The sequence below is a fragment of the Flavobacterium soli DSM 19725 genome (genome assembly GCF_000422705.1).
GTDB lineage: Bacteria > Bacteroidota > Bacteroidia > Flavobacteriales > Flavobacteriaceae > Flavobacterium > Flavobacterium soli.
On sequence record NZ_AUGO01000003.1, the window covers coordinates 177838 to 190294 of the forward strand.

Genomic DNA, 12457 nt, shown 5'->3' on the forward strand with positions numbered 1-12457 from the left:
ACTGCTATGAAAAAAAATATTTTACTATCAATACTCTTTATCATCTTTGGACTGTTGAGTATTACTAAAGCATCTTCGCAAACCAACCCTTTTATTGGAACATGGAAATACCAAAATGGAAACGAGATTTTTTATGTTACATTTTTTCAGGTAAGATCTAAAATAGAAGGAAACTACCGAAAAGTTTTGGTAAACAACAATGGTATTGAAACACAAGAAATCTACCGTTCCAACAAGTTTTTTAACGGTACAACAATAGAATGGCCGACATGTTTCTTCATAAGTAGTGACAGTACTAGTTTAGGAGGCACAATCAACGACAATACTATAGACTTTTCAAATCATCCTGGTAGAAGTTATAAATCTGGTATTTTGAGTGTCAAATTATTACCCTCTTGCAATGCATGTCCTGTTACGGCCGAATGGAAAGTAAAAAGAGCACAAGGAATACAACTTGAAGGTGAACCAGACTATAATATCCCAACGGATATTATTTTGACTAAAGTTAATTAAAGTTATTTTGAAAATTAATAAAACGCAAATTCCAATTTCCGATTGACTGTGTTTAAATCAATTGAAAATTTAGAATTAAAATATTTCAAAGTAAAAACTATTCCTGAAATTCAGGATGAAAATAAACACTGAATACCTAGTAAAAGATGCAGCAAATATTTATTTTTATATTTAAAAACAGCTATCGATTGCTGTTTTTGCTGCTTTTGGGTATTTCGTTATCATTGACGATTCAATCGCATTCTTTTCATAAGAGCAAAGTCATCAGTTCGGCTAATTTCTTGACAGGTGGCGTTTATGCACAGCTTAATTCAATCAACGAATATTTCAATCTTCGATCACATAATGAAGATCTTGCAAAGGAAAATGCACGATTGAAACAATTGCTTTTCAACCGAGTAGATTCTATAAAACCTGCTGATTTTGATTCGATTGTTGGGGTAAAGAAGACAGAAGTTGTAGTTGCAAAAGTCATTAAAAACGAATATAATTCTCATGAAAACTACCTGACAATCGATGCTGGATCCAATCAAGGTCTGAAAACCGATATGGGTGTAGTGAACGATTTGGGAATCATTGGAATTATCGAAAAGACTTCTCCAAAATATGCAACGGTTTTGAGTATTTTAAATTTAAAATCGCAGATCAATGCGAAGTTTAAAAAATCTAATCATTTTGGGTCTTTGGTTTGGAATGGAAAAAGCACCGGATTTGCTCAGTTAATTGATGTCCCAAGGCTAGCCTCTTCCGTTCGAAAAGGCGACACTATCGTTACAGGAGCTCAATCGGTTATTTTTCCCGAAAATATCGGAATTGGAACGGTTCATAAAATTTATACAGATAACAAGACCAATTATTACACCATTGATGTGAAATTATTTAATGACATGACCAATTTAGGCCATGTCTATATCATCAAAAGCAAAGAACGCCAAGAAGTTATTAAACTAGAAACCGAAACAAAAAAAGTAAATGAATAGTGCCTTATTAATCAATATCGCCCGTTTCGTATTGTTGCTTTTTGCACAAATCGCTATCTTCAATCAAATTGATTTTTCGGGATATCTAAATCCGTATCCTTATATTTTATTTATCCTTTTATATCCTGTAAACGGAAATAAATATGGACTCCTTTTGGCTAGTTTCTTTTTAGGATTGATCATGGATATGTTTAGCAATTCCGGAGGAGTTCATACTACAGCAGCAATAGCTTTGGCAGCCTTGAGGCCTACATTTTTTAAGTTTTCTTTTGGTGTCAGTTATGAATACCAAACCGTAAAAATTAATGATAAGCTCACGCCTGAACGTTTTTCTTTTATATTGGTTTCGGTTGTAACCCACCATTTTATATTATTTTTGTTAGAAGCATTCCGTATCAGTTTTTTCTGGGATATCTTATTACGAACTTTATTTAGTACTATCTTTACCATAATTATCTGCATTACAATAATCTACATTTTCAAGCCTAGCAAAAGATGAGAAAAGCATTACTTCCTACTATCATTATCATAGCAGCTATCCTGATTGTGATAAGGCTATTCTATTTGCAAGTTATTGATGATACATTAAAGTTAAAATCAGACAATAATGCTATCAAAATTATTTATGACTATCCGGAAAGGGGGTACATCTACGACCGAAATGGCAAACTGATTGTTGCCAATCAACCTTCGTATGATATTATGGTAACACCAAGAGATGTCAAAAATATTGACACTTTGGAACTTTGCAAATTACTGAACATCACGAAAGGCGATTTTGATAGGATTCTGGCAAAAGCGATTGTTTACAGTCCGCGACTTCCTTCTGTTTTCCTGCCTCAATTAAATAAAAAAGAATATGCAGCTTTTCAGGAAAAACAACGAAAATTTCAAGGATTTGAAATTGTAAAGCGTTCCTTGAGAGATTATCAAACTACAGCTGGCTCGAATATTTTTGGGTTTATCACACAAGCAAGCGAAAAAATAATCGAGAAAAACCCTTATTACAAACCTGGCGACTTGATTGGAAAACAAGGGGTTGAGCAAGAATATGAAGAAATTCTAAGAGGCCGAAAAGGCGTAAAATACCGCCAAAGGGACAAATTCAACAAAGATATTGGTTCCTATAAAGAAGGTAAATTTGATACTATTGCGATTCAAGGAGAAGATATCAACCTTACAATAGATATCGCATTGCAAGAATATGGCGAAGAATTAATGACCAATAAACGTGGTGGTATTGTTGCTATCGAACCTAAAACGGGCGAGATTTTAGCACTTGTAACAGCCCCTTCATACGATCCAGCAATTCTGGTAGGAAGAGAACGCTCTAGAAATTATACTAAACTTTTTAATGATTCTATTTCAAAACCTTTATTTGACAGAGGTCTTTTAGCTGTTTATCCTCCAGGTTCACCCTCAAAAATCATTACTGGATTAATCGGTTTGCAGGAGGGTGTTATTGATGAACAAACTACTTTTATGTGCAACCACGGGTTTAGTTATGCCAGAGGAAGGTTCATGAGATGTCACGGCTCTGGCCCACATCAACTTTATAACGGTATCACACAGTCTTGTAATGCATACTTTGGGAATGTCTATATGAAAACCATCAACAAATTTGTTCGTCCTGCAGATGGTGTTGATGTTTGGAGCAAACACGCTAGAAGCTTTGGTTTGGGCGAATATATGGGATATGATTTACCCGTTGGAAAGAGAGGGTTAATCCCGACATCAAAAACCTATAAAAGAATCTACCCGAATGGAGGATGGAGAAGTACAGCAATTGTCTCGAATGCTATTGGGCAAGGTGAGATCCTGATGACGCCTATTCAATTAGCAAATATGATGGCGACCGTTGCAAACGAAGGTTTTTACTATACACCTCACATTGTCAAACGAATTAAAGACCATCAAATTGAGCAAAAATTTAAGAATAAGCACGTCACAACAATTGATAAAAAATATTTCAAACCTGTGATAGAGGGTCTTCACGGAGTTTATAATGGTGGTACAGCTTCTGCATTAAAAATTGAAGGCATCGAAATCTGTGGTAAAACGGGGACTGCCGAAAATTTTGCCAAAATTAATGGTGTGAGAACTCAGCTTACCGACCACTCCATATTTGTAGCCTTTGCACCAAAAGACAATCCAAAAATTGCTATTGCAGTTTTGGTTGAGCATGGCTATTATGGTGCTAGAAATGCTGGTCCAATTGCCAGTTTAATGATCGAAAAATACTTGAAAGGTGTTATAACAAGAAAAGATTTAGAGAAAAAAATCTATGATAATGATCTTCAAAAAGAATACGCTAAATATATCAGCGGTCAACCATTTGGTATAAACGGAAGATAATATGAAGAATCAAAGCGTTAGAAGCAATATCGACTGGGTTATCGTTAGCATCTATATCATTTTAGTGATTTTAGGATGGTTAAACATTTTTTCTTCTTCCTCGCCAGTTGAAGTTACTTCCATTTTCGACATGAATTATGAGTATGGGAAACAACTGCTTTTTATCATTGTTACTATACCGCTTATTATTGTCGTATTATCCATTGATGCGAAATTCTACGAAAAATTTTCCAGTATTATTTATGCAGTTGCATTATTGGGTGTTGCAGGTTTATTCGTGTTTGGTAAAGAAATTAAAGGACAAACCAACTGGTATTCATTTGGATCCTTCAGTTTGCAGCCTGCCGAATTTGCAAAAGCTGCTACAGCATTGGCTTTGGCCAAATACTTGGGAGATGTTCAAATCAACCTGAATGACGTTCGAAAACAAATAATCGGACTTGCCATTATAGCACTTCCGATCCTTTTAATTATTCCAAATGACCCTGGAAGTGCATTAATTTTTACTGCATTGTCACTTGTTTTGTATCGCGAAGGACTACCTGCTTGGTATTTATGGACAGGTTTTATCGCCATTATTTTATTTGTGATGAGTTTGCTTTTGCAACCCGTTTATATTGTCTTGATTTCACTGGTTGTCATCGCTTTGATTTATTTAAGAACACGACTTGTCAATCGGAATATTGTTTTTAGCGCCATCATCTTAGTGCTTATTTCGGCTTATACATTTTCTGTAAGCTATGTTTTTGACAATGTTTTCCAAGACCACCACAGGGATCGTTTTAATGTCTTGCTTGGAAAAAGAGTCGATGATAAAGGAATTGGATACAACATCAATCAATCTAAAATCGCCATTGGTTCAGGTGGTTGGTACGGAAAAGGTTTTCTGGAAGGAACTCAAACTAAAGGTGGTTTCGTTCCCGAACAGCATACCGATTATATCTTTACAACCGTTGGAGAAGAATGGGGATTCATCGGCTCGACCGTAGTAATCCTGCTTTTCATAGGACTGATCCTAAGGATCATTTATTTGGCCGAAAGGCAAAAAACAAAGTTCAGTCGAGTCTACGGCTATTGTGTAGCCTCGATTCTATTTATCCACTTTTTTATCAATACAGCAATGGTTTTGGGAATGTTTCCAACTGTGGGAGTTCCGCTACCCATGTTTTCTTATGGGGGTTCAGGTCTTTTTGCTTTCACCATTTTGATCTTTATTTTTGTAAAAATGGATGCAAATAAAGTCAACGAGTGGTAATTGTTAGTTTTCTATACTGTTTATATCCTTTCATCTACATTTTGCAACCAACTCATTGACTTAAGTTTAGATTTTATCATTTTCTAGCTTTTTATTCTTATATTTAACGAGGCATAATTATTGTTATACCACCAATTAAAATCAAATGCTATGAAAAAGAATTTACTATTGTTATTATTTATTTGCACTGCAAGTGTTTTTGGCCAAGAAAAAACGCCTTTAACAGCTTCAGATAGTTTGAATGCAAGTTTACAAACTTCTAAAATTACGCAAGAGCGTGTGCTAAACAACGAGCAAATGGCAGCTATTGCCGCAAAAAATCAAAAAGAAAACGAAGCAGCCCAGAAAAAAATTGAAAAAGAAGCTCGAAAGCTCGAAAAAGAACAAAAGAAACTTGACAAAAAACAACGAAAATTTGAAAAGCATCAAGACAAAATAGCTAGTGCTGAAAAAGATGTTATCAAAAGCAAAAAAAGATTAGAAAAAGAACAACGCTCTTTTGAAAAAAATTCAAAAAAATATGACAAGGCTAGAGCCAAAGGAAAATCAGCTATTGATCTCAAAAAAATGGAGATTAAATTGAGTAAGCAACAAACTAAAATTAAAGAGTTGCAACTCAAGCATCAAAAAGAAGAAGCTGATTTGCGTGATAAAAGAAAGTAAGCTTTTCGTCGCATTTTTTCAAAGTCGCATTTTTTTGCGGCTTTTTTTATGCTTATAAACAGCACTACTCGTTTCGTCAAAATCTTCTCAAAGACTACAATCAAAATCTTATCTTTGCACTGAATTACAATTTATACGACACTAATGGACAAAGCAGTTTCTGGGTTTTCAAAACTATCAAAGGAAGAAAAGATTGAATGGATTGCAAATCGCTATTTTTCTGAACCAACAGGGGCCATTTCACTTCTAAAAAACTATTGGAATGCCGATGAAAAACTTCAAAAGCTTCATGATGATTTTATAGAAAACACCGTTACCAATTTTTATTTGCCATTAGGAATTGCACCGAATTTCCTAATTAATAGTAAGTTTTTTACCGTTCCGATGGTAATCGAAGAAAGCTCCGTTGTTGCAGCAGCTTCAAAAGCGGCTAAATTTTGGGCAGAACGTGGCGGTTTCAAGGCAACCGTTTTGAACACAGAAAAAATTGGCCAAGTACATTTTATTTTTAAAGGTGAAACCTCCCTATTAGAAAACTTCTTTACTAAAAATAAAAGCCTATTTTTCAAAGAAACTGAAAACATAACCAAAAACATGCAAAAGCGTGGTGGCGGAATTTTAGATATTGTCTTAAAAAACAAAACCGATCTCCTTCCAAATTATTATCAGCTTCATGCTACTTTTGAAACGAAGGATTCAATGGGAGCGAATTTTATCAACTCTTGTTTGGAGCAATTTGCAAAAACATTGAAAAATCTAGCTCAAGAAGAAAAAGATTTCAATGAAGAACAAAAAAATCTTCAGGTAGTAATGAGTATTTTGTCGAATTATGTTCCAAATTGTATCGTTCGAGCCGAAGTTTCGTGCAGAGTAGAAGACTTGGCCGATAACAAGAAAACAAATCCACAGGAATTTGCCGAAAAGTTCGTTAGAGCTGTCCAGATTGCCGAAGTAGAACCTTATCGAGCCGTAACCCACAATAAAGGAATCATGAACGGAATTGATGCCGTCGTTCTTGCAACAGGCAATGATTTCCGAGCGGTCGAAGCGGGAATTCATGCTTTTGCAGCAAAATCTGGAAAGTATACAAGTCTTTCACATGCTAAGATAGAAGATGGTATTTTTAGCTTTTGGATTGAAATTCCATTGGCCTTGGGAACAGTTGGAGGATTGACTTCTTTGCATCCACTGGTGAAATTTGCTCTTGAAATGCTCGAAAAACCTTCTGCAAAAGAATTGATGCAAATTGTAGCCGTTGCAGGTTTGGCACAAAATTTTGCCGCTTTAAAATCGTTGACCACAACGGGAATCCAGGAAGGCCACATGAAGATGCATCTTGGAAACATCATCAACCAATTTGAAGCCACGGATACTGAACGTTTGCAGATTGTCAATCATTTTGAAAACCATCCTGTTTCGCATGCAGCAGTTGTAGCCTACATCGAAAATTTAAGAAAAATAAAACTATAATCCATTGAAACAAACTTTCTACAGTAACGGAAAACTGCTGATTACAGGAGAATATGTAGTTCTCGATGGCGCCAAGGCTTTTGCTTTACCAACAAAATTTGGACAAAACTTGGTTATCGAAGAAAAAGATGGAAAAAAAATAACATGGAAAAGTTTCGACAAAGATGGCACTCTTTGGTTTGATGACACCATTACATTTCAAGAAATTATCGATGGGCCTCAAAAAGAGCAAGAAGATTCTATTAAAAAAACATTAATTGGCATCTTGCATCAAGCCTATTTATTGAATGGGAATTACATAAATATTGCAGAAGGTTATCACGTAACCACCGAACTCTCTTTTCCTAAATTTTGGGGTTTGGGAACCTCATCCACTTTAATTAACAATATTGCACAATGGGCAAATTGTGACGCATTCGAACTTTTAAACAACAGTTTTGGAGGAAGCGGTTATGATATTGCTTGTGCTCAAAATAACACTCCTATTCTCTATCATCTTGAGAACGCAAAACCAATCGTTGAGCAAGTGATTTTTGAGCCCGACTTTAAAGATCAATTATACTTTGTATACCTGAATCAAAAACAAAGCAGTAAAGCGGCAATTGCTTCCTATTATGCCAAGCAAAACAATTTATCGAAAGCCATTAACCATTTGGAAAAAATTACAGAAAAGATACTGTTATCAGATGATTTAAAAATCTTCGCCCATGAATTGGAAAAACATGAAATCATCATGAGTGATATTTTAGAAATGCAAACAGTAAAGGAACGTTTTTTTTCCGATTTTAAAGGTGTAATTAAAAGCCTTGGAGCTTGGGGAGGCGACTTTGTTCTTGTTGCTTCAAAAGAAAATCCATCCTTATATTTCAAGGAAAAAGGGTTTACCACCATTCTTTCCTACAATGAAATGATATTATAAATAAAAAAAATCCCGGATGAACCGGGATTTTTCTTGAACTAATATATCAACTTCTTAATAAAATAATTTTCTATCATCTTCAATTTCAGCATCGGCTTTCAAAGCACCGATTACTCTTCCTGGAGCCGAAGCACTTTGTCCGCTCAATTTAGCTACATATTCTTTATAGTCTGTAATTGCTGGAGCTTTAGCAACGCTTTTTGGTTGTACTACAAATACGCCAGAAAGACCTTCAATTGGAGCTGAAACTTTATTTGGAGCTAAAGCAAATGCAGTCCCTACTACTTTTTGCTCTTGACCAAATCCAGGTAAAACTGCATTTTCTAAAGTAGCATCAGCAACAGTTTGAACTGTACTTCCAGCAGCTTTTGCCATATCAGCCAAAGAACTACCTTTTAGTTTCGCTTTGATTAACTCGGCTTTTTTCTTGTTTTTCAATTTTGGTTCGATAGAAAGTCTTGCTTGATCGATTGCCATCAAACCTTCTTCATTCACTTTTTTCAATTTCACGATTACGTGTCCAGCATTTGGCACTTCATATCTTTTTACATCACCAACGCTTGTTTTCTTGTCAAAAGCCCATTTAACGATTTGTCTTTGGTTTTGGATAGGACCAAAACTTTCGTCCATCGCCTGTACTTTCACTGAAGGATTTACCGTCACTCCGCTAGCCTTTGCAACAGCAGCAAAATCTTTTTCAGCAGCTTCCATTTCGAAATTTACCGCTTTATTGTAAACTGCATTACTTGTAGCTTCAGAAGCATCAATTTTTCTAGCAATTGTAGCCAAACGAATTCCGTCTTGCTTATCAGTTACATTAATGATATGGAAACCAAATTCTGTTTCAACCAAACCAATTTTTCCAATTGGATTACCAAATACGAAATCATTGAATTTTGGAGTCATTTGTCCTTTAGAAAAATAACCTAAATCTCCACCTTGTTGTTTTGAAGAATCATCAGAGTTAGTCATAGCCAACATCATGAAAGATGATGGATTTGCTTGAACTTGAGCCAACAATTCATTAGCTTTAGCTTGAGCTTCTTCCTTTGTTCTTGTAACTGATGGATTCGCTCTCATTGCACCTTTGTAGGCCAAAAGGATATGACTCGCTTTTGCATTGATACCAGCTTGTCTTCCCAGAGATTTACTAACTGCATAGTATCCATTGTAAAGATAAGGTCCGAAAACTTCTCCTTGTGGAAGGTTGTATAATTGTTCAGCATATTCTGCAGGCAAACTACTTTTTGCAACAAATGAAGAATCATAAGGAAGATCAGAATTTGCATTTACAAATTCAGCGATATTTGAAGCTGATCTAAAACCTGGCAAAGTATCGTTCTTTTGCGTTTCTTTATTGTATGTAACTTTTCCAGCAAGTACTTGCTCTACTTCTTTTTTCACTAACTCTTCATCTTCTTTCGAAGCTTGGTCATTAATTACCACATATTCGATTTCACGAGTTTCGTCAGCTTTATATCTTTTTTCATTCTTTTTCATGAAATCAACGATCTCTGAATCAGATATTTTCACTTCGCTATCTTTAATTGTAGAATAAGCAACAGCAACAAAATCAAAATTCACTTTGTTAGCTTCCATTTCATATTTCAATTTCGCTTCAGTATTTGTAGTGTAAACACCCGCTTTTAGAAGAGAACTATAGATTTGGAATTTTGCATTTAGTGCTGCATCCGGTCTTCTTGCATTGATCATTGCAGCTTGCTCAGGATTTGCTTTAAAATATTCCTTAAATTTTGCAACATCAAAAACTCCAGCTTCGTTCAAGAACAAAGGATTTTGTCCGATATCTTGACTTTGCTTCAGCACTTCGATGATATGGTCTTCACCAACTCTTAAACCTAATTTTTCGAATTCAGTATTTAATAAAGAAACCGTTACTTCTTGTTCCCAAGCTCTGTTTACGGCTTGAGCAGAAGTCATTCCTTGACCACCTTTCTCGATATTATCAACTTTAACTCTAAATTCGTCGAAAGGAATCTCGTTTCCGTTAACGCTTCCAACATCTGTTGGTGTTTGATTAAAACCTCCTCCTTGAACAAGATCACCAATTACAAATGCCAATAAACAAAAGCCTATTACAAGTATTAAAAGAAGCGAACGTTGTCTAATTTTTGCTAAAACTGCCATTTTCTATGTTTGTTAATTTTAAAATTTAGTTTGCGAAAATACAATTATCTATTTAATAATTATAGTAGTAAGGATATAATTTACAATAAAAATTGATTTTTTTTCTAAAACTAATCTGTGATTGTCAATTTTACCAATTCAATCTTTTTATTGGTGGCTTCTTCAATAAAAAAATGGTAGTTTTCGATTTGTATATTTTCGCCTTTTTGGGGAATTTCTTTTGTAAAATCTACAATAAACCCTCCGAGTGTGGTATAGGAATCGCTTTCAGGAATATTGATCTTATATTTTTCATTAATCGTTTCAACATCCAGTCGAGCTGAAAATAGATAGACATTTTCTTGAAGCTGTTGATCGATTAATTCCTCGTCAAAGTCATGTTCGTCCTCGATTTCTCCAAACAATTCTTCTACAATATCTTCGATAGTAACCATTCCAGAAGTTCCTCCATATTCATCTAAAACAATCGCGACACTTTTTCTTTTTTTTGTGAGAAGGTTCATGACATCTTTGATGAAAATGGTTTCAGGAACAAACTCTACGGCAATCATGACCGATTTAATGGTTTTTGGCTTCTTGAACAATTCAAAAGAATGCACATATCCGATGATATCATCGAGTGAATTTTGATAGACCAATAGTTTTGAATAGCCGGTTTCTATAAAAAGAGCTTTGAGTTCCTGTACAGTATCATGGATTTCTACTGCAGCAATTTCGGTTCTTGGATTCATGATATCCCTTGCCTTCACTCCAGAAAATTCGAGAGCATTTTGAAAAATCTGAATTTCAGAATCTACTTCTTTTTGATCTTCAACAGATTTCATTTGTTCAGTGATATAATTTCCAAGCTCGATTTTGCTAAACAAAAGCTGTTCGTTATCTCCTTTTATATGGAAAATTTTAATCAAAATAATATCCGAAACATAAATAATGGCGGATGAAACATAGTAGAAAATCTGATAGAAAAAATAGGCAGGAATAGCCAAAACTTTTATCAAACTATTGGCATAAATCTGAAAGAAAACCTTCGGCAAAAACTCAGATGTGATGATAATTACGATAGATGCAATTATAATTTGCGCAATCATTACTGTCCATACAGAAAAAACAAATCCACAAGCATTAATCTGACTTACAATAAGTTCACCCATAAAAAAACCATACACCACCAAAGCAATATTGTTTCCAATAAGCATTGAAGCTATAAATTTTGAGGGGTTTTCGGTAAGCTTTGAGAGTATTTTCGAGAGGAAATTATCTTGTTTTTTCTCGATGCCAAGATATACCTTATTAGAGGAAATATAAGCGATTTCCATTCCAGAAAAAAAGGCCGATAGTATTAAGCAAATGATTATAATACTAACTTCCATGACTTATATATTTTTATTTCGATCTTCGAATTTTTTAGAAAAACTTCTTCTGAAAAAAAACATAAATATCGCTACAGCTGCAATTATAAAGCTCAACCACGGAGTTTCTTCGGTATTCAGTTTTGTGATTCCATCATAAATAAAGAAACCAGCAAAAGCTAGATATATGTATTGAGTAAACTTTAGATATTTCATTTTCTTGAATTGAATTTATTCAGATTGTTCTATTTCTCCTTTAAATTTTTGGGTGTTCATGATTTTGAAATCCTTGTCGAAATCGACTCCTTCTCCGTATGAAACACCTTTTGGAGCTGTAAATTTATACTTTTTTTCGGTAAAGAACCACGAGTTCTTTTGGTCATAATACAATTGTTCGGTTTCCAGAAGCTGATTGTCTTCTGTTCGGATTTTTACATTTCCTGACAAATCGATGATTTCCGTTCCTTTAAATTGCATCGCATGATCCGATCTCACGAATGTCCTTTTGCCTTTACTGTCATAAAGTGTTACTTCTACCCCTTTTGGAAATTCTGTAAAAGGATATTCAACCGTTGCATAATCGAGCATTTTTTCGCCTTTCAAGATCGCTTTGATTTTGCCCGAATCAGTATATTTTAAAGTAATCGAATCGGCTTCGCCACTTGGACTAAATTCCGAAACATTGATCTTTTGCACCTCCTTGAAATTACTTTCACAGCCGAAATTCAATGCACTGATTAAAGCGGCAATTGTATAGGAAAATACTATTTTCGGATTAAATCTCATACTAGTTTATACCGTTTGA

At 34.7% G+C, this 12457-nt stretch carries 12 protein-coding genes; 8 read left to right on the plus strand and 4 right to left on the minus strand.

The window, feature by feature from the left end; all coding sequences use genetic code 11:
• Nucleotides 1-6: 6 nt before the first annotated feature.
• The 8 genes from G508_RS0106250 to G508_RS0106285 all read left to right on the plus strand — a co-directional run bounded on the left by G508_RS0106250 (nt 7) and on the right by G508_RS0106285 (nt 8155).
• Nucleotides 7-513: a DUF6705 family protein gene (locus G508_RS0106250; RefSeq protein ID WP_026704512.1), complete on the plus strand. Its 507-nt coding sequence runs from the start codon at nt 7-9 to the stop codon at nt 511-513.
• A 146-nt stretch (nt 514-659) separates the two neighbouring features.
• A complete protein-coding gene (gene mreC / locus G508_RS0106255) occupies nt 660-1493 on the plus strand; it encodes a rod shape-determining protein MreC (RefSeq protein ID WP_026704513.1) in 834 nt (277 codons plus the stop codon).
• Complete coding sequence (locus G508_RS0106260; RefSeq protein WP_026704514.1) at nt 1486-1992, plus strand: hypothetical protein; 507 nt, start codon at nt 1486-1488, stop codon at nt 1990-1992. Before mreC ends, G508_RS0106260 begins: the two co-directional genes overlap by 8 nt.
• A complete protein-coding gene (mrdA, locus tag G508_RS0106265) occupies nt 1989-3848 on the plus strand; it encodes a penicillin-binding protein 2 (protein WP_026704515.1) in 1860 nt (619 codons plus the stop codon). Before G508_RS0106260 ends, mrdA begins: the two co-directional genes overlap by 4 nt.
• 1 nt (nt 3849) lies before the next feature.
• Complete coding sequence (gene rodA / locus G508_RS0106270) at nt 3850-5103, plus strand: rod shape-determining protein RodA (protein WP_026704516.1); 1254 nt, start codon at nt 3850-3852, stop codon at nt 5101-5103.
• 150 nt (nt 5104-5253) lie between these two features.
• Nucleotides 5254-5766, plus strand: coding sequence for a hypothetical protein (locus G508_RS0106275; protein ID WP_157485889.1), 513 nt, complete (start codon nt 5254-5256; stop codon nt 5764-5766).
• A gap of 144 nt (nt 5767-5910) precedes the next feature.
• Complete coding sequence (locus G508_RS0106280; RefSeq protein ID WP_026704518.1) at nt 5911-7236, plus strand: hydroxymethylglutaryl-CoA reductase, degradative; 1326 nt, start codon at nt 5911-5913, stop codon at nt 7234-7236.
• Nucleotides 7237-7240: 4 nt separating this feature from the next.
• Nucleotides 7241-8155: a GYDIA family GHMP kinase gene (locus tag G508_RS0106285; protein WP_026704519.1), complete on the plus strand. Its 915-nt coding sequence runs from the start codon at nt 7241-7243 to the stop codon at nt 8153-8155.
• Between the two features lie 54 nt (nt 8156-8209).
• Here the strand turns inward: G508_RS0106285 and G508_RS0106290 are convergent, their stop codons facing one another.
• The 4 genes from G508_RS0106290 to lptC all read right to left on the minus strand — a co-directional run bounded on the left by G508_RS0106290 (nt 8210) and on the right by lptC (nt 12438).
• Nucleotides 8210-10303 (minus strand): peptidylprolyl isomerase, encoded by a 2094-nt coding sequence (locus G508_RS0106290; RefSeq protein WP_026704520.1) that lies wholly within the window; start codon nt 10301-10303, stop codon nt 8210-8212.
• Nucleotides 10304-10413: 110 nt separating this feature from the next.
• Complete coding sequence (locus tag G508_RS0106295; RefSeq protein WP_026704521.1) at nt 10414-11673, minus strand: hemolysin family protein; 1260 nt, start codon at nt 11671-11673, stop codon at nt 10414-10416.
• 3 nt (nt 11674-11676) lie between these two features.
• On the minus strand, nt 11677-11868 hold the full coding sequence (locus tag G508_RS0106300) for a hypothetical protein (protein WP_026704522.1): 192 nt from the start codon (nt 11866-11868) through the stop codon (nt 11677-11679).
• Nucleotides 11869-11883: 15 nt separating this feature from the next.
• Nucleotides 11884-12438, minus strand: coding sequence for an LPS export ABC transporter periplasmic protein LptC (lptC, locus tag G508_RS0106305; RefSeq protein WP_035694307.1), 555 nt, complete (start codon nt 12436-12438; stop codon nt 11884-11886).
• Nucleotides 12439-12457: the final 19 nt, after the last annotated feature.

What these genes read in the sequence shown, in the direction of transcription:
- G508_RS0106260 (WP_026704514.1), top strand. Translation starts at nt 1,486, where the DNA reads ATGAATAGTGCCTTATTAATCAATATCGCCCGTTTCGTATTGTTGCTT.
- G508_RS0106295 (WP_026704521.1), bottom strand. Translation starts at nt 11,673, where the DNA reads ATGGAAGTTAGTATTATAATCATTTGCTTAATACTATCGGCCTTTTTT.
- G508_RS0106250 (WP_026704512.1), top strand. Translation starts at nt 7, where the DNA reads ATGAAAAAAAATATTTTACTATCAATACTCTTTATCATCTTTGGACTG.
- rodA (WP_026704516.1), top strand. Translation starts at nt 3,850, where the DNA reads ATGAAGAATCAAAGCGTTAGAAGCAATATCGACTGGGTTATCGTTAGC.
- G508_RS0106275 (WP_157485889.1), top strand. Translation starts at nt 5,254, where the DNA reads ATGAAAAAGAATTTACTATTGTTATTATTTATTTGCACTGCAAGTGTT.
- mrdA (WP_026704515.1), top strand. Translation starts at nt 1,989, where the DNA reads ATGAGAAAAGCATTACTTCCTACTATCATTATCATAGCAGCTATCCTG.
- G508_RS0106290 (WP_026704520.1), bottom strand. Translation starts at nt 10,303, where the DNA reads ATGGCAGTTTTAGCAAAAATTAGACAACGTTCGCTTCTTTTAATACTT.
- lptC (WP_035694307.1), bottom strand. Translation starts at nt 12,438, where the DNA reads ATGAGATTTAATCCGAAAATAGTATTTTCCTATACAATTGCCGCTTTA.
- G508_RS0106300 (WP_026704522.1), bottom strand. Translation starts at nt 11,868, where the DNA reads ATGAAATATCTAAAGTTTACTCAATACATATATCTAGCTTTTGCTGGT.
- G508_RS0106280 (WP_026704518.1), top strand. Translation starts at nt 5,911, where the DNA reads ATGGACAAAGCAGTTTCTGGGTTTTCAAAACTATCAAAGGAAGAAAAG.
- mreC (WP_026704513.1), top strand. Translation starts at nt 660, where the DNA reads ATGCAGCAAATATTTATTTTTATATTTAAAAACAGCTATCGATTGCTG.